This is a genomic window from Bacteroidota bacterium (genome assembly GCA_016715945.1).
In the GTDB taxonomy this organism is placed as follows: Bacteria; Bacteroidota; Bacteroidia; order Bacteroidales; family F082; genus JALNZU01.
In genome coordinates, this window is sequence record JADJXJ010000001.1 from 400,466 (window position 1) to 422,836 (window position 22,371).

General features: G+C 48.9%; 13 protein-coding genes and 1 CRISPR repeat array. Of the genes, 9 read left to right on the forward strand and 4 right to left on the reverse strand.

Annotated elements, in window-relative coordinates; all coding sequences use genetic code 11:
• Nucleotides 1–12 precede the first annotated feature (12 nt).
• From casB to IPM52_01495, 7 genes are all read left to right on the forward strand, one after another.
• Nucleotides 13–570, forward strand: a complete 558-nt coding sequence (casB, locus tag IPM52_01465) for a type I-E CRISPR-associated protein Cse2/CasB (GenBank protein MBK9290293.1) — start codon at nucleotides 13–15, stop codon at nucleotides 568–570.
• A gap of 20 nt (nucleotides 571–590) precedes the next feature.
• The gene (gene cas7e, locus IPM52_01470; protein MBK9290294.1) at nucleotides 591–1,817 is read left to right on the forward strand and encodes a type I-E CRISPR-associated protein Cas7/Cse4/CasC; all 1,227 of its coding nucleotides are present in this window, start codon (nucleotides 591–593) and stop codon (nucleotides 1,815–1,817) included.
• Nucleotides 1,814–2,467, forward strand: a complete 654-nt coding sequence (cas5e, locus tag IPM52_01475; protein MBK9290295.1) for a type I-E CRISPR-associated protein Cas5/CasD — start codon at nucleotides 1,814–1,816, stop codon at nucleotides 2,465–2,467. Before cas7e ends, cas5e begins: the two co-directional genes overlap by 4 nt.
• A gap of 1 nt (nucleotide 2,468) precedes the next feature.
• Nucleotides 2,469–3,137 (forward strand): type I-E CRISPR-associated protein Cas6/Cse3/CasE, encoded by a 669-nt coding sequence (gene cas6e / locus IPM52_01480; GenBank protein ID MBK9290296.1) that lies wholly within the window; start codon nucleotides 2,469–2,471, stop codon nucleotides 3,135–3,137.
• 39 nt (nucleotides 3,138–3,176) lie between these two features.
• Nucleotides 3,177–4,088, forward strand: coding sequence for a type I-E CRISPR-associated endonuclease Cas1 (gene cas1e / locus IPM52_01485; GenBank protein ID MBK9290297.1), 912 nt, complete (start codon nucleotides 3,177–3,179; stop codon nucleotides 4,086–4,088).
• A 6-nt stretch (nucleotides 4,089–4,094) separates the two neighbouring features.
• Nucleotides 4,095–4,385 carry a type I-E CRISPR-associated endoribonuclease Cas2 gene (cas2e, locus tag IPM52_01490; protein MBK9290298.1) on the forward strand — a complete coding sequence of 97 codons (291 nt, stop codon included), beginning with the start codon at nucleotides 4,095–4,097 and terminating at the stop codon, nucleotides 4,383–4,385.
• 186 nt (nucleotides 4,386–4,571) lie between these two features.
• Nucleotides 4,572–15,900: direct repeats of the CRISPR family, unit length 21 nt; unit sequence ATGTTCCCTACACATGTGGGG.
• 243 nt (nucleotides 15,901–16,143) lie between these two features.
• Entirely contained in the window at nucleotides 16,144–16,785 is a 642-nt protein-coding gene (locus IPM52_01495; GenBank protein MBK9290299.1) for a chromophore lyase CpcT/CpeT, read from the forward strand.
• Between the two features lie 203 nt (nucleotides 16,786–16,988).
• Here IPM52_01495 and IPM52_01500 read toward each other — a convergent pair whose 3' ends face one another.
• The 4 genes from IPM52_01500 to IPM52_01515 form a co-directional block, all read right to left on the reverse strand.
• Complete coding sequence (locus IPM52_01500; GenBank protein ID MBK9290300.1) at nucleotides 16,989–17,693, reverse strand: hypothetical protein; 705 nt, start codon at nucleotides 17,691–17,693, stop codon at nucleotides 16,989–16,991.
• 945 nt (nucleotides 17,694–18,638) lie between these two features.
• Nucleotides 18,639–18,983: a translation initiation factor gene (locus tag IPM52_01505; GenBank protein MBK9290301.1), complete on the reverse strand. Its 345-nt coding sequence runs from the start codon at nucleotides 18,981–18,983 to the stop codon at nucleotides 18,639–18,641.
• Nucleotides 18,880–19,872, reverse strand: a complete 993-nt coding sequence (locus IPM52_01510) for a diacylglycerol kinase family lipid kinase (GenBank protein ID MBK9290302.1) — start codon at nucleotides 19,870–19,872, stop codon at nucleotides 18,880–18,882. The genes IPM52_01505 and IPM52_01510 overlap by 104 nt, the downstream gene beginning before the upstream one ends.
• 46 nt (nucleotides 19,873–19,918) lie before the next feature.
• A complete protein-coding gene (locus tag IPM52_01515; GenBank protein MBK9290303.1) occupies nucleotides 19,919–20,080 on the reverse strand; it encodes a hypothetical protein in 162 nt (53 codons plus the stop codon).
• An 89-nt stretch (nucleotides 20,081–20,169) separates the two neighbouring features.
• Here IPM52_01515 and IPM52_01520 point away from each other — a divergent pair, with 89 nt between their 5' ends.
• Together IPM52_01520 and IPM52_01525 are read left to right on the forward strand one after the other, a co-directional pair.
• Nucleotides 20,170–20,661, forward strand: a complete 492-nt coding sequence (locus tag IPM52_01520; protein ID MBK9290304.1) for an HAD family hydrolase — start codon at nucleotides 20,170–20,172, stop codon at nucleotides 20,659–20,661.
• A complete protein-coding gene (locus IPM52_01525; protein MBK9290305.1) occupies nucleotides 20,661–22,370 on the forward strand; it encodes a M23 family metallopeptidase in 1,710 nt (569 codons plus the stop codon). The genes IPM52_01520 and IPM52_01525 overlap by 1 nt, the downstream gene beginning before the upstream one ends.
• The last annotated feature ends 1 nt before the right edge of the window (nucleotide 22,371 follow it).

A 22,371-nucleotide genomic window follows, 5' to 3' on the forward strand; every position in this document is an offset into this window, starting at 1 on the left:
ATTCATAATAATATGATAAACAAAAATAAAAGGAAGGAATCCTACAGCTTTTATGTGACCGAGTTATCGAAACTTGGACAACGTGCCAGTAATGGTTACGGACCTGCAAAGGCCTCTTTGGCTAGATTGAAAAGAACGTTATCGCATGAAAATGCAGCAACCATTGCACTCAGAGAAACAGGGATGTGGATAGATTCGGAGGTAAGCGATCGCGATTTGTCGATAATGCTTTTACTTGCAGGTCTTTTTGCATTGAACCCATGCCATGATGTGGGTAAGTCGATGGGAGCTGCACTAAGACAGTTGAAAACCAAAATTATGATCAGAATCAATAGTCAGGAAACCCCAAGTCTGGATTTAAGATTTCAGGCTCTTTTGAATAGCGATTTCGAAGATTTGCCATTTCGCATTAGGCAACTTATGATTCAGCTCGGTGATGAAGGAATCGGCCTTGACTATTACATGCTTCTGGAAGATTTTGTTGCTTGGGAAGGCATTTCTAAAGAGGTGCAGTTCAAGTGGGCAAAGGATTATTACATCATCAATGAAAAGTCAGAATTCAATATTTAAACCATCTAAAATTGAACACCATGAAAATTGAGTTGCATTTATTACAAAGTTTTGCGCCGGGTAATCTCAATAGAGATGATACTGGTAATCCAAAAGATTGCACTTTTGGTGGTTTTCGTAGGGCGCGAATTTCGTCTCAATCTCTTAAGAGATCAATTCGCTTGAACCCGCTTTTTAGCGAGATAGTTGGTTCCAAGCCTGCCTTGCGTACAAGGCATGCTAATAAACCACTGGTTGAAACCTTAGTCGGACTTGGAATCGAGAAAAATGCTGCTGAATTCCTTGGGCAGGACTTTTTTAATCGCATTGTAGGTTGGGACGAAACAGCTGGGCGGACTAAAGTCCTTTTATTCTTCAGTGGGCCCGAAATTGAAGAAATTGCGAAACGCCTTGCACAATTATGGCATGAAAAACTTTCGACTATTTATTACACTGAAATCGAAAAGCAACTCTCCAAAATTGATGAATCTAAAACCAAGAAATCAAAAAAGGACGAGGTTAGCTTGCCCAAGGAATGGAATGATAATATCGCCGAATTGATCAAGCAGTTGAAAAAGAAAGAGTTTAGGCCAGCCAGAGGTGTTGAGGTTGCCCTTTTTGGCCGAATGCTTGCTGAAGAACCTGGTCTCAATGTCGATGCAGCTTGCCAGGTTGCCCACGCAATATCTACGCATAAGCTCGATGCTGATTTTGACTACTTTACAGCAGTTGATGATTTACTAGATGAAAGCGAAGAATCTGGTGCTGGCATGATTGGCAACATTGGGTTCAACGCATCATGCTTTTACAGATTTTCTGTTGTTGATGTAAAAAAGCTCGAGGAAAATTTAATGGGCGATTTAGATCTTGTGCTTAAAGGTACAATTGCATTCATCAGATCAAGCATTCACTCTATACCAGGAGCCAAGCAAAACACTTTTGCAGCCCACAACAAGCCATCATTTATTATGGTTGTTGTAAGAAAGAACAATGATGCTCCGGTTTCGCTTGCCAACGCTTTTTTAAAGCCAGTAAAAGCCACAGAAAAAGAAAGCCTCCTTGAAGCATCCGTGAGACATGTTGAAAATCATTGGGATGCTTTGACCAGCATGTATGGACTTAATGACGATACACAGGTATTGATTACACAAATGAAAGACTTGCCTTTTTATCCAAACTTTCAAAATTATTACCTTGATAGTGAAGAAGCTCTTATTAATCAACTTACAAATGCAATGCTAAAACACCTAAATGAATTATATTCATGAAACACACTCTTCTTATCCGTTTACAAGGCCCGATGCAGTCATGGGGGTTATTTGGCCGCTTCACAATTCGCGACAGCTCGCAGTTTCCGACAAAAAGTGGTGTTTTGGGAATTGTCGCTGCAGCCATGGGAATTGAGAGAGGTAAAATTCCCGAAGATTTATGCAGTCTTACTTTGGGAATCAAAGTAATGTCATATGGTAAAATTTCCAGAGACTTCCATACAGCGATGGATGTGATCAAAGCAGATGGCAAAAAGGGAGACACAGTAGTGTCGAATCGATATTATTTAAACGACGCATGGTTCATTGCCGGGGTTTCTGGCTATGATGAAAAGTTGCTAATCGACATTTTCGAATCGTTAAAAAGACCAGTATGGCCTATTTATTTAGGTAGGAAATCCTGCCCTCCGGCATATCCTATCCATCTTAGTGCCCCGATACAAGATAATCTTCTTAATTGCCTTCGTGATTTTCGTGATCCACTTTTTCCTGAATCAATGAAAGCTGACAATACGATTTGGATCGAAGCATCTGAGATAAGTGATGACAGCTTTAAATCTGGAAGTATTCAAATAGTCAATGATCAGCCTGTAGCCGATATGGATCGATATTTTATACCACGAAAAATAATTCACCTTAAAATTGATTGAAATGCCATTTCTTACAAAGCTACTTCTTAACCCAATGCATCGACAGGTGCAAGCGGATATTGGAAACTTGTACGATTTGCATAGAACACTTAAAACCGCTTTGGAAAAATCTGGTTATTCCGAGTCGTTTTTATTCAGAGTGGATATGGAAATTTCAAGCCGACCAGTATCTCTACTTCTACAAACTAACAGGATCACAGATTCTTTGTTTAACGAAATGCCTGAAAATTACTGTCTTGAAGTCATGAAATCAAAAGACCTTGCTGGCTTAAGCGGATTGCTTCAGGCAGGCAAAACTTTTCGTTTTTTCTTAAGGGCGAATCCCATCAGAAAAATTAGGAATAGCGATGGTAAGCACCCTGCAAAAGTGCCACTTGTTCATGCTAATCGGAAAATTAATGAAAAGTTTGAATCTGAAGGATTCGTTGACTGGATTAATCGGCAAGCCATTAATAACGGTTTTGAGGTTACAAAACTGATTTTCTTCAGAACAAGCACCTATCAATGGAGGAAGGGAGCCAGAAGTCGGCAGGTACCGTTATTTTCTGTGGATTATGAGGGCTACCTCCGAGTAAGCGATCCGTTCAAGCTCTACAATGCCATCACAAAAGGTATTGGCCCATCTAAAGCTTTTGGCATGGGGCTATTGTCACTTGCCCCAGCTTATTAATATGAACTCGTTCTTTGACATCTTGTAAAGCAAATCAACATGTTGTCGCATATAGATCCGGTAAAGAAAAACGAGCTCCCAAAAATCAGGGATTCTATCAGCTTTATTTATCTTGAATATGCACGTGTTGAGCAAGATAAAACAGGAGTAATCGCTGTCGATCAAAAGGGTTTTGTCAGGCTACCTGCTGCTGCTCTGTCAACAGTTCTTCTTGGTCCTGGCACAACGATAACACACGATGCTGTTAGGACGCTAGCAGAGTCTGGAGTCAGTATTGTTTGGACCGGTGAACACTCAGTACGGACATACGCAAGTAGCACGGGCGAAACAAATAAGGCCTACAAATTGCTGGAACAAGCCAGGTTGTTTGTAGACGAAAAAAGCCACCTTGCTGTTGTCGAGCGTATGTATCGTTTTCGATTTAAGGAACCATTGGAGAAGAACCTTGATCTGCGACAAATAAGGGGAAAGGAAGGCATAAGGGTTAGAACTATATATCATCGCGAAGCTTCGAAATACGGTCTTACATGGAGCGGAAGAAACTATGATCGCAATAGTTGGAACAATAGTGACCCCTTAAACAAGGCATTGTCGGTTGCTAGTTCTTGTCTGAATGGTGTTTGTCATGCTGCGATAGTTTCTGCTGGCTACTCCACCGCAATTGGCTTTATACATACTGGCAAGCAGTTGTCGTTCGTTTACGATATTGCCGACCTATATAAGATGGATATCTGTGTGCCCGTTGCTTTTGCAACTGTCGCATCTGGATGCGTTAATCTTGAACGTGAAGTTCGTTTGCGGATGAGAAATGCCTTTCAAAACATGCGGTTGATGGAAAGAATAGTGAGCGACATTTCAAAAGTGCTTGCAATTGATGACGATATTGAACCAACATACGATCCGGATAGCGATCCGGCACTGCCGTCACCATGGTGGACACCTCAAAGATGAACATCTATGACAGTGATTATTTTAGAGTCAGTTAACCCGTCATTAAAGGGAAACTTGAGTAAATGGATGATAGAAGTTAAGCCAGGTTGCTTTATTGGCAAAACTAATGCACTGATTCGTGAACATCTGTGGGAAAGGTGTGTAAAATTTGCTGGTATGGGCAGTGTTATTCAAATCTGGCACAGCCCCAGTGAGCAAGGTTTCGAGCTTAGATGCCATAATTTAAGGGGACGTGAAATCGTTGATTTTGATGGTATCACTCTTGTCAGAATGTTATGCGCTGATGAAGGTACATAGCGGCTAGCATTACAATTTGTTTGCCCGAATTTACTACATTTGCTTTAGTATGTTCCCTACACATGTGGGGATGAACCGGGCTGAATGGAGTTGCCATGTTCCCTACACATGTGGGGATGAACCGGTGTAAATGCGCGAAGTTCCCATGTGGGGATGAACCGCTTGCCCACGCATGCCGCGCTGACAATGTTCCCTACACTGTGGGGATGATGAGCCTCAGCCCTCACATGGGGATGAACCGGGCGTAGTGCCAATCGTGCAGGCTGCTACGTAATGTTCCCTACACATGTGGGGATGAACCGTCACCCCGGTCGGCAATGCACGATTCCCCGTTATGTTCCCTACACATGTGGGGATGAACCGCGCACATTAGCCCTGCCCTCCCAGCTCTCGTCATGTTCCCTACACATGTGGGGATGAACCGATAGTTCTTTCATTTTCACTTCATATGAAATAATGTTCCCTACACATGTGGGGATGAACCGAATATACTTATCACGCTCTTTGTCATAAAAACATGTTCCCTACACATGTGGGGATGAACCGCCGCGTTATTATGTTGGCAACGGAAAGACCTAATGTTCCCTACACATGTGGGGATGAACCGGCCGCAGCCGAAGAAAAAGAAATCGAGGAGGAATGTTCCCTACACATGTGGGGATGAACCGCTTACTATTAACAAAAGAATCAGCCTCTCTCAATGTTCCCTACACATGTGGGGATGAACCGTCAGTTTGTTGAGGAACAACCGGCCGGAAACAATGTTCCCTACACATGTGGGGATGAACCGAACCTGCAATGACAACATTTTTACCAAAGAAGATGTTCCCTACACATGTGGGGATGAACCGCTATTGGATTTATAAGAAATTTTAGAACAACTATGTTCCCTACACATGTGGGGATGAACCGTAGCGTTGACCTCATCAGGGAGTTGCGCAGCTATGTTCCCTACACATGTGGGGATGAACCGATGGTCATCAGCACTGCTATGGTTATCAGTTCATGTTCCCTACACATGTGGGGATGAACCGCAACTTTGGTCTGGTCAATTAAACCTTTGATGATGTTCCCTACACATGTGGGGATGAACCGTTTTTAATCCTTTGTGGCCTCTATCAGATCCTATGTTCCCTACACATGTGGGGATGAACCGAGGAATGGTTCAGGAAGATCCCCTATGCACAGATGTTCCCTACACATGTGGGGATGAACCGTTTGTGAAGACGTACACCGGGACGGCTGGTGTATGTTCCCTACACATGTGGGGATGAACCGTTATGGCCAAAATTGAAGTAAAAACGACACGTATGTTCCCTACACATGTGGGGATGAACCGCTATTTGGCCAGAATATTGGCCGAATATGCCTATGTTCCCTACACATGTGGGGATGAACCGAGAAAGAAGTCGAAAAGGAGCTGGCAGAAGCAATGTTCCCTACACATGTGGGGATGAACCGATGCAACAGTTAAATGATTTGAATGCGAAATAATGTTCCCTACACATGTGGGGATGAACCGTCTATCCCGATTTGTCAAACTGATGAACGAGGATGTTCCCTACACATGTGGGGATGAACCGAACAGTTTTGGGCGTGGGGACGCTGGTTAATAATGTTCCCTACACATGTGGGGATGAACCGAAATCTGGCTGAGTTCGATCGAGGAAAACCTGATGTTCCCTACACATGTGGGGATGAACCGCACATACCCAAACGTATTGAACCCATAGAAAAATGTTCCCTACACATGTGGGGATGAACCGTTATATTGTTCCAGCATTGTTTAAGCTTGTTAATGTTCCCTACACATGTGGGGATGAACCGGTCATCCTTATCATCAAAATAAATTACTTGATATGTTCCCTACACATGTGGGGATGAACCGCCCGCCTCACAACGTGAGGGGGCTATAAATCAATGTTCCCTACACATGTGGGGATGAACCGGCTTTATTTCCCGTTGCATATAATGCAGTTGTATGTTCCCTACACATGTGGGGATGAACCGTTTACGCATGCGGTCAACAATGACCTGGCAGTATGTTCCCTACACATGTGGGGATGAACCGAGATAATTAATGAGAAAACTCAATCTCAAGACATGTTCCCTACACATGTGGGGATGAACCGTTTTCGTTGCGCCGTATGCAGCGAGTATCGAGATGTTCCCTACACATGTGGGGATGAACCGAGGGCGGTTGAGCTCATCAAACGCCATGAGGGATGTTCCCTACACATGTGGGGATGAACCGCCAAATCCTGCGAACCCTCGCATCATCAAAGAATGTTCCCTACACATGTGGGGATGAACCGTCAACCCACTGGGCAGCGCACCTGTATATGTCATGTTCCCTACACATGTGGGGATGAACCGCACAGATGTGGAGGCCTGGTCACGGTTCACTTATGTTCCCTACACATGTGGGGATGAACCGCCGTAAGCGGCATCGTAGGCAAGTTCGGCTTCATGTTCCCTACACATGTGGGGATGAACCGGCAACGGGTGGTGGCCGACAACGGCATATTTAATGTTCCCTACACATGTGGGGATGAACCGGCATTGATGTGGATGGGAGCAATACTTTTTGTATGTTCCCTACACATGTGGGGATGAACCGGGCAACACTTGTCAGCCGCATGGCTGCTGATAATGTTCCCTACACATGTGGGGATGAACCGAAAATTTAGCTGGCTGAGATGATATTCATCATCATGTTCCCTACACATGTGGGGATGAACCGATTGACCGATTGACGCCGGATGAGCGCAACTAATGTTCCCTACACATGTGGGGATGAACCGACGGCCTGAGTCGGCCGATTAACAAAATGCAAATGTTCCCTACACATGTGGGGATGAACCGCGCGACAGGTTTGGCATTGTTCGCACTGAGCTATGTTCCCTACACATGTGGGGATGAACCGAGACAGCTGGGCAGATTGGACGCTCGCACAGGATGTTCCCTACACATGTGGGGATGAACCACCAATCTTTTGGGAATCTCCGGAAAGGTTTGTATGTTCCCTACACATGTGGGGATGAACCGGTCGTGTGCTGAGTGGTACGATAACAAGTTATATGTTCCCTACACATGTGGGGATGAACCGACAACCTCGACCCATATCTGCTGCTCGAACTCATGTTCCCTACACATGTGGGGATGAACCGCACCACCAATGGTTTTATTGCCCGCTATCTCTATGTTCCCTACACATGTGGGGATGAACCGTATCGTGACTAAAACAGGTAACTTCACCCTTGATGTTCCCTACACATGTGGGGATGAACCGCAGATAATGCCTGCCATCCCACTCGGTGCTGCATGTTCCCTACACATGTGGGGATGAACCGGACTATTGTTAGCACATTCACCGCCTACCGTGATGTTCCCTACACATGTGGGGATGAACCGCTGCGGGTGCTGTTGCACGCTATCAGGGTGCAATGTTCCCTACACATGTGGGGATGAACCGGCTAATGTTAACGCAACAGAGACAGCGACAACATGTTCCCTACACATGTGGGGATGAACCGCCATTACTGGATTTGAGCCGATGCCGGAGTTCATGTTCCCTACACATGTGGGGATGAACCGGCGTAATTACCCTGAGGGCTACCAGCGCATAAATGTTCCCTACACATGTGGGGATGAACCGTTGCCGCCGAGATGACTCAGGCATCAAGTAGGATGTTCCCTACACATGTGGGGATGAACCGTGTTCAGGATCGGTCAAAAAAACCAGTAGTGTATGTTCCCTACACATGTGGGGATGAACCGTTGCCGCCGAGATGACTCAGGCATCAAGTAGGATGTTCCCTACACATGTGGGGATGAACCGTGTTCAGGATCGGTCAAAAAAACCAGTAGTGTATGTTCCCTACACATGTGGGGATGAACCGTTTAGACCTGCCTTGTCTGCTGCAATTCTACTATGTTCCCTACACATGTGGGGATGAACCGGAGGTTTGCGCATGAATAGTCGAAGGGTGAAAATGTTCCCTACACATGTGGGGATGAACCGGTAGAGCTCATCCCCAACAATGCCTGCACGTAATGTTCCCTACACATGTGGGGATGAACCGCCACTGCCGATGTACATGCCAGCCATGATTGTATGTTCCCTACACATGTGGGGATGAACCGAAGAATGGTTTGAAAAAGAAGCTATTCTTGCTATGTTCCCTACACATGTGGGGATGAACCGTATGAAATTGCCAGGAAGCATCTGGTTGCGCTATGTTCCCTACACATGTGGGGATGAACCGATTATCTCGAAACACGCCCACCTAAACAGACAATGTTCCCTACACATGTGGGGATGAACCGCGAGATGAAGTTTCACCCGAAGCCGTTACCAAATGTTCCCTACACATGTGGGGATGAACCGGAGCTAAACGTGCCGATAATACTGCTGAGCCAATGTTCCCTACAAATGTGGGGATGAACCGTTCCTTGCCACCTGGGCTGGCGGGCTATCCATATGTTCCCTACACATGTGGGGATGAACCGGATATTCATAAATTCCGCAAACCTATTGACATATGTTCCCTACACATGTGGGGATGAACCGCAGGCAAAGCAGTTGGAGGTTGATTTGAAGCTATGTTCCCTACACATGTGGGGATGAACCGGGCGGCATTGTGCCCCCTGGTTTTCCCAACGAATGTTCCCTACACATGTGGGGATGAACCGATAATGCTAATTTGCCCCAAGGTCAATAGAAAATGTTCCCTACACATGTGGGGATGAACCGGAATTTGACCACCGCCCGTTCAAACAGTCAATATGTTCCCTACACATGTGGGGATGAACCGGTATAACAGAAATGATATGTCGGATGATATAAATGTTCCCTACACATGTGGGGATGAACCGCTCAGCTTTCAGGTCATTTATGGTTGCCTCAAATGTTCCCTACACATGTGGGGATGAACCGAAATATTCCACGTCCAAAGTTGTCAAAACGATATGTTCCCTACACATGTGGGGATGAACCGCCCAATGGCCGCAATATGCAAAAACGGTGATAATGTTCCCTACACATGTGGGGATGAACCGTCGATTTTGGATCATTGACCTGATTCGTTTCATGTTCCCTACACATGTGGGGATGAACCGTGTTGCCTGTCCAATTTAATTTTGGGCCATTCATGTTCCCTACACATGTGGGGATGAACCAGATCAAGGATGCAGTACCGGATTTGGACTTTAATGTTCCCTACACATGTGGGGATGAACCGAAATACCTGAAGGACTATCATTTGCAGATTGTATGTTCCCTACACATGTGGGGATGAACCGATTACCGGCAACAGTGTGTTTCAGCGCATCATATGTTCCCTACACATGTGGGGATGAACCGGAAAGACACCGCCCCGACAGTTGAAAATAAAAATGTTCCCTACACATGTGGGGATGAACCGCTTGATGGCAGCCTCGCGCCTGCGAAAGCGCTATGTTCCCTACACATGTGGGGATGAACCGATTTTGATTGTTAAAAAAGCCCGCCCGAACACATGTTCCCTACACATGTGGGGATGAACCGATATTCACAAATTCCGCAAACCTATTGACATTATGTTCCCTACACATGTGGGGATGAACCGTTGCGGCACGAGATACGGCAAGACGGCAACGCATGTTCCCTACACATGTGGGGATGAACCGGTATTGGGGTGGTGCCTGGCTCGAGGTACTGAATGTTCCCTACACATGTGGGGATGAACCGCTGACCGGGTGCTGACGCCAGTGCCGTCACGAATGTTCCCTACACATGTGGGGATGAACCGCAGATGTTCCTAAATGGTGAAGCATCTGCCAAATGTTCCCTACACATGTGGGGATGAACCGTACTTGGGCATATATATTGTAATCACCAGGAAATGTTCCCTACACATGTGGGGATGAACCGTAAAAACCGTAATTGTCAGCACAGATGTAACAATGTTCCCTACACATGTGGGGATGAACCGCACGACAGGCCTGTGATTTTTAAGAAAATTAAATGTTCCCTACACATGTGGGGATGAACCGTTTGAAAGCGCTCGTTGCGTGGGGCTATAATAATGTTCCCTACACATGTGGGGATGAACCGGTTGGTGGAGTGAACTCACTCTTTTTCCCCCTTATGTTCCCTACACATGTGGGGATGAACCGGTCGAGGTGTTAACCAGCAGCTTGCCGGTTTAATGTTCCCTACACATGTGGGGATGAACCGGTCGATCACCAGCTGGCTGGCATTCCAGCGGTATGTTCCCTACACATGTGGGGATGAACCGGCGTAATCCGCCGGCTACCGTTGAGCATGGAAATGTTCCCTACACATGTGGGGATGAACCGTTACGTGGCCCGACAATGTCAGCAAAGACCCTATGTTCCCTACACATGTGGGGATGAACCGAAAGAGTAATGCACGCTTGTAGCGGAAATACAATGTTCCCTACACATGTGGGGATGAACCAGTAGTGCACGAGCTCGACTGGCGGCACCTCATATGTTCCCTACACATGTGGGGATGAACCGCTGGCAGTGTGTACACATTCCAGAATGGCAGATGTTCCCTACACATGTGGGGATGAACCGATTCCCTGCCCGATGGTGAAATTGCGGATAAAATGTTCCCTACACATGTGGGGATGAACCAGGTGCGCCCCGCCTCTCTCTCGGCCTTTTCTAATGTTCCCTACACATGTGGGGATGAACCCTGATGCATTATTGCGACCCATGGGGGTTGCACATGTTCCCTACACATGTGGGGATGAACCGCTAAATGCTCCCTCGTGCCTGTCGCTGGCAACATGTTCCCTACACATGTGGGGATGAACCGGGCGGCATTGTGCCCCCTGGTTTTCCCAACGACATGTTCCCTACACATGTGGGGATGAACCGGTATATTCATTCCAATAAGGATATTGCCCATTATGTTCCCTACACATGTGGGGATGAACCGGTCTTGCGATGAGGCCGTGTTGACGTCTGAAAATGTTCCCTACACCGTGGGGATGAACCGGTGTCGAGCGTGACCAAGGACTTTATGGGCAAATGTTCCCTACACATGTGGGGATGAACCGTTTATGATTACAAAAGATTGGTTTTCAGACATATGTTCCCTACACATGTGGGGATGAACCGGTGGCGGCAGTAAGGGTGATGTACGTAAATGAAATGTTCCCACACATGTGGGGATGAACCGGTAGCGTTTGCCATGGCCGGCAAGGTAGGCGAATGTTCCCTACACATGTGGGGATGAACCGCGCGAGAACAAGCTCAAGGAGCGCATCATGGCATGTCCCTACACATGTGGGGATGAACCAGATTTTGCCAGCGTCATCACCTCGCAGTTTGCATGTTCCCTACACATGTGGGGATGAACCGAAAAATTTTCTACCATTGCAGCATGAAGGCAAATGTTCCCTACACATGTGGGGATGAACCGTGGTAACAAGCGAAGTGAGGTAAATAATTTCGATGTTCCCTACACATGTGGGGATGAACCGACCTACTGCCCCGGCTGGACAACGGCGATATAATGTTCCCTACACATGTGGGGATGAACCGTTCATCGAGCGTTTCGTAGCCATTTTCGATGAATGTTCCCTACACATGTGGGGATGAACCGTAGGTCAAACCATCTAAAAACAACAAAAATGATGTTCCCTACACATGTGGGGATGAACCGCTTGCCCGACGCTATGGCCGCGCCCCTCGACAAATGTTCCCTACACATGTGGGGATGAACCGTAAGATTTCAGGAGCACCACTATTGAGGTAATATGTTCCCTACACATGTGGGGATGAACCAGACATACATAAATTCCGCAAACCTATTGACATTATGTTCCCTACACATGTGGGGATGAACCGTTGCGGCACGAGATACGGCAAGACGGCAACGCATGTTCCCTACACATGTGGGGATGAACCGGTATTGGGGTGGTGCCTGGCTCGAGGTATTGAATGTTCCCTACACGTGTGAGGATGAACCGCTGACCGGGTGCTGACGCCAGTGCCGTCACGAATGTTCCCTACACATGTGGGGATGAACCGCAGATGTTCCTAAATGGTGAAGCATCTGCCAAATGTTCCCTACACATGTGGGGATGAACCGTACTTGGGCATATATATTGTAATCACCAGGAAATGTTCCCTACACATGTGGGGATGAACCGTAAAAACCGTAATTGTCAGCACAGATGTAACAATGTTCCCTACACATGTGGGGATGAACCGCACGACAGGCCTGTGATTTTTAAGAAAATTAAATGTTCCCTACACATGTGGGGATGAACCGTTTGAAAGCGCTCGTTGCGTGGGGCTATAATAATGTTCCCTACACATGTGGGGATGAACCGGTTGGTGGAGTGAACTCACTCTTTTTCCCCCTTATGTTCCCTACACATGTGGGGATGAACCGGTCGAGGTGTTAACCAGCAGCTTGCCGGTTTAATGTTTCCACATGTGGGGATGAACCGGTCGATCACCAGCTGGCTGGCATTCCAGCGGTATGTTCCCTACACATGTGGGGATGAACCGGCGTAATCCGCCGGCTACCGTTGAGCATGGAAATGTTCCCTACATGTGGGGATGAACCGTTACGTGGCCCGACAATGTCAGCAAAGACCCTATGTTCCCTACACATGGGGATGAACCGAAAGAGTAATGCACGCTTGTAGCGGAAATACAATGTTCCCTACACATGTGGGGATGAACCAGTAGTGCACGAGCTCGACTGGCGGCACCTCATATGTTCCCTACACATGTGGGGATGAACCGCTGGCAGTGTGTACACATTCCAGAATGGCAGATGTTCCCTACACATGTGGGGATGAACCGATTCCCTGCCCGATGGTGAAATTGCGGATAAAATGTTCCCTACACATGTGGGGATGAACCAGGTGCGCCCCGCCTCTCTCGGCCTTTTCTAATTTTCCCTACACATGTGGGGATGAACCCTGATGCATTATTGCGACCCATGGGGGTTGCACATGTTCACACATGTGGGGATGAACCGCTAAATGCTCCCTCGTGCCTGTCGCTGGCAACATGTTCCCTACACATGTGGGGATGAACCGGGCGGCATTGTGCCCCCTGGTTTTCCCAACGACATGTTCCCTACACATGTGGGGATGAACCGGTATATTCATTCCAATAAGGATATTGCCCATTATGTTCCCTACACATGTGGGGATGAACCGGTCTTGCGATGAGGCCGTGTTGACGTCTGAAAATGTTCCCTACACATGTGGGGATGAACCGGTGTCGAGCGTGACCAAGGACTTTATGGGCAAATGTTCCCTACACATGTGGGGATGAACCGTTTATGATTACAAAAGATTGGTTTTCAGACATATGTTCCCTACACATGTGGGGATGAACCGGTGGCGGCAGTAAGGTGATGTACGTAAATGAAATGTTCCCTACACATGTGGGGATGAACCGGTAGCGTTTGCCATGGCCGGCAAGGTAGGCGAATGTTCCCTACACATGTGGGGATGAACCGCGCGAGAACAAGCTCAAGGAGCGCATCATGGCATGTTCCCTACACATGTGGGGATGAACCAGATTTTGCCAGCGTCATCACCTCGCAGTTTGCATGTTCCCTACACATGTGGGGATGAACCGAAAAATTTTCTACCATTGCAGCATGAAGGCAAATGTTCCCTACACATGTGGGGATGAACCGTGGTAACAAGCGAAGTGAGGTAAATAATTTCGATGTTCCCTACACATGTGGGGATGAACCGAACTACTGCCCCGGCTGGACAACGGCGATATAATGTTCCCTACACATGTGGGGATGAACCGTTCATCGAGCGTTTCGTAGCCATTTTCGATGAATGTTCCCTACACATGTGGGGATGAACCGTAGGTCAAACCATCTAAAAAACAACAAAAATGATGTTCCCTACACATGTGGGGATGAACCGAGCCTGAGACTCCTGGCCATGGGTTTAACCAAATGTTCCCTACACATGTGGGGATGAACCGTAAGATTTCAGGAGCACCACTATTGAGGTAATATGTTCCCTACACATGTGGGGATGAACCAGACATACATAAATTCCGCAAACCTATTGACATATGTTCCCTACACATGTGGGGATGAACCGCTGAGCTCGACGCACTGAAGGAAAAAGAGGTGATGTTCCCTACACATGTGGGGATGAACCGGATATTATGCACGCCAGGTGGTAGCCATGGGCATGTTCCCTACACATGTGGGGATGAACCGGTATGCCCAAATTCTTTCTCCGTCTTTTCTAACATGTTCCCTACACATGTGGGGATGAACCGGCGCCGATGTGTGGGAGATGCTGGCATTTGTGATGTTCCCTACACATGTGGGGATGAACCGTTGCTGATCACGAAATTTGCCCTCCTTATTCGATGTTCCCTACACATGTGGGGATGAACCGGATAGCAAGGTTGGTGATGTAAGTTATCTTACATGTTCCCTACACATGTGGGGATGAACCGAAAGAGAATCGGCTTAAGGTAGGGCGTTCAAAATGTTCCCTACACATGTGGGGATGAACCGTTGCTGGTGTTGAGCAAAAACATCAGAAACTGATGTTCCTTACACATGTGGGGATGAACCGAAGCGCAAACATCATCAGCAAAAACTGATGAAATGTTCCCTACACATGTGGGGATGAACCGGTAGTGCGGGTTGATGGCGGCCCGTTGAATGTATGTTCCCTACACATGTGGGGATGAACCGGTGATCCGAAAATACCTGAAACGGGCCGTTGAATGTTCCCTACACATGTGGGGATGAACCGCATTGCTTAAAAACATCCTGATTGCCGGGCGGATGTTCCCTACACATGTGGGGATGAACCGTGAACGGTCAGCACTGAGGCATACGCCATGCCATGTTCCCTACACATGTGGGGATGAACCGGCGTGTAAAAATCGGAGTTTGTGAATTTAATTATGTTCCCTACACATGTGGGGATGAACCGTTACAATACTCATCGCTGTCTTGTTTTATAAAATGTTCCCTACACATGTGGGGATGAACCGGACGCCCTGAAGAGGGCAAAATCCTTACTGTAATGTTCCCTACACATGTGGGGATGAACCGGCGCCATCCGCCGGCTACCGTTGAGCATGGAAATGTTCCCTACACATGTGGGGATGAACCGTCAGGCAATGAGCGTTTGCGGGCAACAAGTGAATGTTCCCTACACATGTGGGGATGAACCGAAATTCTAAAACTTGATTGACACATGGAGCAAATGTTCCCTACACATGTGGGGATGAACCGCCGGCGGTCTGGGGTATGACTACCACGTTCAGATGTTCCCTACACATGTGGGGATGAACCGGTGTCGATGCTACGAGGGTCTGCGCTGTCGCAATGTTCCCTACACATGTGGGGATGAACCGCTTGGCAGCGAAATAAAATCGCCTCACGGGCTATGTTCCCTACACATGTGGGGATGAACCGAAGATTGAGGCTTTGGGCATTGGCTATAGTCAATGTTCCCTACACATGTGGGGATGAACCGTAACCTCGTTGTGTCATCGGTTATGTGTTGAGCCGGATAAGTCAATGATACAATCAGCTCATCATTCAGGCTTACATTGCATGCTGCCGTTCTTAATCTTGTTTCAGTGAGGGCAGTTTCTTTTGCCGGGGATCACCACATTCAGGCTTCATTCGGCAATGTCCTATTCGGGCCGGGCTGAGGATTACCGGATAGAATACTGCCAGATTCTCATTACCTTCGTACGCCAAAAAAACATACCAATGTCAGCACGCACAATTCGCAAGGCCCTGGTATTGGGTCTGATCATTACTGCACAGCTTGCCCTGGGGCAGCAAAGTAGCGATAAAGCAAGCGCTTATCTGAAATCGCTCTACCGCACCATGCAGGGGCGTTACAACTCGGCAGCGCAGGCAAAGGCCGATCCTGATTTCTACAATATTTCCCTGAAAATGCTCCCCATCTGGCCCGACCGCGGTTATTTTCTGTATGTGGAACAAGCCCTGGCCGACCGGCCCGACAAACCTTACCGCGTGCGCATCTACCGCTTGGTGCAACATAGCCGCACCGAAATGCTGAGCGAGATATACACCCCAAAAGACGAAAGCGCCTGGGTAGGCAAATGGACAGACAAGCATTCGTTCGACCACCTGAATATGGACGACCTGGTAAAAAAGGAAGGTTGCGATGTGAAAATCCGTGTCACACGGCCCAACCGTTTCGAGGGTTACACCCAGGGGAACAATTGCCCCAGCGACCTGCGGGGTGCCTCATATGCCACCACCTCGGTGACCATCACACCCAAACGCATGAGCTCGTGGGACCAGGGCTTCGACGCCTATGGAAAACAGGTGTGGGGACCCACCAAAGGACCGTACCACTTCGACAAGGTGGGAAAACCCTGACCTACAGTCAGATGGCCACAGGGCTGGATTTCACGACAGCTTGTTCCACGACGGCACCTCCGGCTTTCCTTTCTGGTGTTACACATGCTGACGCAAATGGCGCAAACATCCGGCAACTGGTGAAATGCAAAAAAAAACAGGCCTGACGGGCCTGTTGTGGTTCTTTGGTTGCATTGAGGCAATCCGGAATTCCAATCTGTGGATCAGAGGTATTTGATGGCTTCGAGGTATTTGTCGCGGATAAAGATGAGCTTACCCTGGCAGCTTTGTTCGTCGTAGATACGCACAAAGTCGAGCATGCCTTTTTCGTCGTACATGGTGGTGAGGGCGGCGTCGAAGTTGTTGTCGTCGATGTTGTGCTTGATGCTCATGGTGATTTTCTCGAAATCTTTCCACTCGAGCAGCACCGGAATGTGCAGGTAAAACATGTTTTTCCAGTTTTGGTCGGCATAGATGCCTTCGCCAGCCTTCTGGATCATGAAATATTTGGTGATTTTGATCAGGCTGGCGTATTCCTGCACCTTGCGATGTTTCATAAAGTGCAGGCCTTCCTGTTCGAGTGCGCTGATCAGGCTGCCCACTTTGTCGTAGGGCAGGAATTTGATGCGCACAACGCCGGCCGGGGTGTTGTAGAGGTCAATTCGTCCGGGCGTGCCATCAAAGTGGTGCGGGTAGTGTTTCTTTACTTTCTGCACGGCACGGATAACCACGTCGTTATGATATACCTGATCGGTGACCAGGAAGAGTGAGCGCGGGTCGGTGGCGTCGGGGACGGTGGTGCCATGATAGCCCGGAAAAGGATAGAGCGACTCGAGCACCAGTGCATTGCTGTTGGTTTCGTGCTCCACGCTGGCGAGGTTTTCCTTCTTGATAATGGTGCCGATTGATTTCAGACTTGTGTGATCCATAACATTGTTTTTTTGGCGTTGGCAATACGGGGCGAATATACACTTTTCTGATTCAAGGATACAAAATTCAGGAGTTCCGGGTGGCGGGCTGTGGGTGACGTGGAAGCGAGTTACGGGTTACGGGAGGTTGACGGTAGTTGTCATTGTTGTCGTGGTTGTCGATTGTTGCCATGGTTCAGTTCAGGATGCAAGTGTCCGTGAACTGTGAAATTGTTTTGAATAGAACTCCTTTTGAAATTATAAATTATACTTAAAGTGCTCAAGCAGAAACACTTGACACTTTCACCGGGCAGGGCGGGGAGGCCGGGCGAACGGCGGGAAGGGTCTGGTGTGAATGCAGCAAGGGCAGCAAATCTTGTGAGGCAGCCCGCGCCCCAGCGCGGGCTGTTTGCGTTACAGCATGCGTGCATGAAATTCCAGTAAAGTGTTTTGTTCCTGCTCAATGAAAGTTGAAGGATGAACAATGGCATGCTGTAATGCACTCCTCACTTAGATTTGCGCCCTTGATGCAGAGCGGGGAGCTAGCTTCGTTCGCCCTTGATCCTCCTGCGGCGGACATGTTTTTGGTTCTTTTGATCAAGCAAAAGAACAAGAAAAAAAGTCACATTGCGGGTGACGGGTGGCGAGTGCCGGGTGGCGGGCAGCGGGGGGAATTCAAAGATTCCTGATTCAAGGATTCAAAGATTCGGGGGTGACGGGTGACGGGAGACGGGGTGACGGGGTGACGGGAAGGAGGGATTCAAAGATTCCTGATTCAAGGATTCAAAGATTCGAGGGGTTACGGGTGGCGGGTTACGAGTTGCGGGTTACGAGTTGCGGGTAACGAGTTGTGGGTTACAAGTTAAGTATCTGGTATTCAATACGTTAATAGACTACCGACAACTATGACAACAGCAGAACCCCTTTTGCTCCGTCATACTGATACGCTGTCAATCCTTCACGTGCTCAGCCTCCCGAGAGTTTAGCTTTGTAGCCTTTGGCGAGCAGCAGCTCGAGTACTTTTTGGCGGAAGTCGCCCTGAATGAGTATTTCGCCATCTTTGGCTGTTCCGCCCACGCCGCAGGCCGATTTGAGCATTTTGCCCAGGGCTGCAAGCTCGGCCTCGCTGCCCTGAAAGCCGGTCACCAGCGTTACCTTTTTGCCGCCACGTTGTTTTTTGTCGAGGCTGATGCGCAGCTGCTGTTTTTCAGGTGGAGGGGTTTCTTCCGGGACGTCCTCCCGCAAGCGTTTCAAGAAGTCCGGATTGGTGGAGTAAACGATGGGGGAATCGGAGTGTTTTGGTTTTTTCATCGATATCATTGTTGGGGATCATCACATTGAGGCTGGAGGGCACGATCTCAAACTGCAGCTCGCGGGCAATCTTTCTGGCCTCGCCATCCACATTGACCACACGGTTTTTAGTGCGTTCGAGCTTCACCTTGCGTGCTTTGTAGATTTCGACATGCTTCGAAAGATGTACCATATTCAAAAACAACAGGTTAAGTATGATGGGCATCTCGAAAAGCGGAGGTTTTTGCACAATGCACACATCCATGAGGCCGTCGTTGAGCTTGGCATCAGGGGCAATGGTGGTATTGTAGCCAAACTGGTTCGAATTGGCCATGGTGATAAACAGGGCTTCGGTGTCGATGGTCGGGCCGTCGTCAATGGTCAGGCGGTAATGTTTTGGTTTGTAGTTGGGATAGCGTTGCGCCACGATGCGGAAGTAGCCCAGAAAGCCGCGGTATGGATCTTTGGCAAAGAGCTTGGCCACCAGGGCATCGAAACCTACGCCGGCCAGGCTGACAAACACTTCGCTGCCATTGATCAGGCCGGTGTCGAAGCGGGTTTGGTGTCCGTTGATCAGTACCTGCAAAGCCCGCTCGGTCTGGATGGGTATGCGCAGATGGCGGGCCAGGCCGTTGCCCGATCCGCTGGGTATGATGCCAAGTGTGGTTTCTTTGCCTATCAGGCATCGCGAAACCTCGTTGATGGTACCATCGCCACCCACGGCCACTACATACTCCATGCCCTTTTGCACCGCCTCACCGGCCAGTTCGGTGGCATGGCCTACCTCACGGGTGAAAATGATCTCGCTTTCGAAGTCCTTCCGAGGCATCTTACTGCGCACCAGCTCAGGAAAGTCTACCTTGCTGATGTTGCCGGCGACGGGGTTGACGATAAAACGGACTTTTTTCATCTGGTCTGAGGGGCATGGGATTTGCAAAGGTAGGTAAGAATGGGGCTTAGACGAAATTGATTGGGATGTCGCTGTTTTTTAGCAATTTATCCATTTCTTTCGTCTTTTTCGACTGCTGGTAGCAACGCTGCTTTAACCAGAAAAAAGCTTGACTTGTTATCGTGCAAGCAGCCATTGCCTTAGGCTGAATTCCCGGTTCAACTGCCATTTAGTTACTTTTGCAGCAAGTCTGAACAGCCTGTGCTGACCGGCATTGGTTTCAGGTGCCGTCGCGAAAAATATGATTTTGAAGAACCTATGTCACAAAACCACATAAAAGCTTTTGTCTTCGACTGGGGCGACACTGTGATGCGCGATTTTGGGCTGCCCGGCCCCATGTCGGGCTGGCCAAGGGTGGAATGGATGCCCGGAGCGGAAGAGGCGCTCAGCTACCTGTCCGGACGTTACGTCTGCATCATCGCCACCGGCGCATCGCATTCGGATGTGCCTGAGATGAAGAAAGCCCTGGCCATGGTGGGCGCCGACAAATATTTCCGGCACTTTTTTTCCCGTTTCGAGATTGGTTTCGACAAGCCTGATGTGCGTTTCTTTCAAAATGTGCTGAAACTGTCCGGCTTTCAGCCCCACGAAGCTGTGATGGTGGGCAACCTCTACGAAAAGGACATCATCGGCGCCAAAGCTGCCGGCATGACCACCATATGGTTGAACGAACACGCCATCACAGGCAGCTTTCCAATGGCCGATCACATCATCGGTCATCTCCGGATGCTAACCCAAATGAACTATTGATGCCACCGGTATTAGCTGTTTTTTTTGTGCTTTTTGTGTTTCCGCTTGCCGCACAAAGCCCGGCTGTTTCCTATCGCATGCCCATGGATCTGCCCCTGCACCTGTCGGGGACATTTGGCGAGTTTCGCACCGACCATTTTCATTCGGGCATCGACATCCGCACGGGAGGTGTGGAGGGTCATCCCGTTTATGCCATTGCTGACGGTTATGTGAGCCGGATTGCGGTTTCTCCCACCGGCTTCGGCAAAGCTGTGTATATTGATCACCCTGCCACAGGTCACACTTCGGTATATGCACATTTACAGCGTTTTGCGCCGCCTGTTGCCGAATATGTGCGCAACGAGCAATACCGCCAGGAACGATTTGCTGTCAACCTTTTGCCGCCCTCCGGCCTTCTGCCGGTCAAAAAGGGGATGGTCATCGGCTACAGCGGCAATTCCGGCAGCTCGGGAGGGCCACACCTGCATTTCGAGATTCGCGATGCCGCCACCCAACACATCCTCAACCCTTTGGCGTTTGGTTTCAAGCTGCGCGATACCCAGGCGCCTGTCATCACACACCTGGCGGTTTATCCTGAGTCGGGCGGAAGCATTATCCAGGGAAGACGTTCGGCCCTGATTACCAACCTGGTGCAAAGCCGGGGAAGCTATGTGCTGCCGGAAAACCAGATCGTAAAAGCCGGTGGGCCGGTTTCGTTTGGTCTGGGGGCTTACGACCAGTCGCAAGGCTCCACCGGACGCAACGGGGTCTATAGCATGCAGTTGCTCATCGACAGCCTGCCGTTTTTTACTTTCAAAGCCGACCGTTTTTCCTTCGACGATACGCGTTATGTGAACAGCCTGACGGATTATGCCTACCACCACAGGCACAAAAGCCGCATTGTGCGCACCCGGCGTGATCCATACAACCGCCTGCGTTTCCTTTCGGTTTATCACCAACAGGACGGCATATTCGTGCCTGAGTCCGGACGTACGTACGAACTGCGGTGGATAGTTTCAGACTTTTCGGGCAACAAAGCAGAGCTCCGTTTCCGGTTGCTCGGTCAGGAAGTCCTGAATGCCCCGTCTCCGGACACCGCAAACTCCTTGCCTGTGCTCAAAGCCGGCCGCAGCCATGTGCTCAACGGGAATGGATTCACAGTGCATATTCCCGACAATGCCCTTTACCGAGATGAACAGATCGTCACATCGCTCAGCACATCAAGCGCTTACCTCAGCGATGTGCTGACCATCGGCCATGGCGGCATCCCTCTGCATGCCGCTGCAACCATCAGCCTCGAGCCTGCAGAAACGCCCATTGACCGGAGCAAACTGCTTCTGGCCAGGCTCGAAGAGGGCAAAGAGCCCGTTGCTCTGGCGTCGGCCTTCGAAAACGGAAGGGTGAAAGCCTCTTCCAGGGTTTTAGGTCGTTTTGCCGTGAAGGCCGATACCATCCCACCCACCATCCGGCCGTTAAACTTTTCTGCCGGACGACTCCCCGATACCCTTAAAACCCTGCGTTTTCAGGTAAAAGACGAGTTCTCGGGCATTGCGCACATTCGGGCCACGCTCAACGATCGCTGGATACTCACCGACCACGACCCCAAAAACAACCTGCTGGTGTACGAGATCGACGACCGCATGCGCAAAGGCAGCAATACCCTGCGGGTGGAAGTGACCGACCAGGCCGGAAACAAACGCCGCATTCAAATGCAAATTGAAAAGCCCTGAT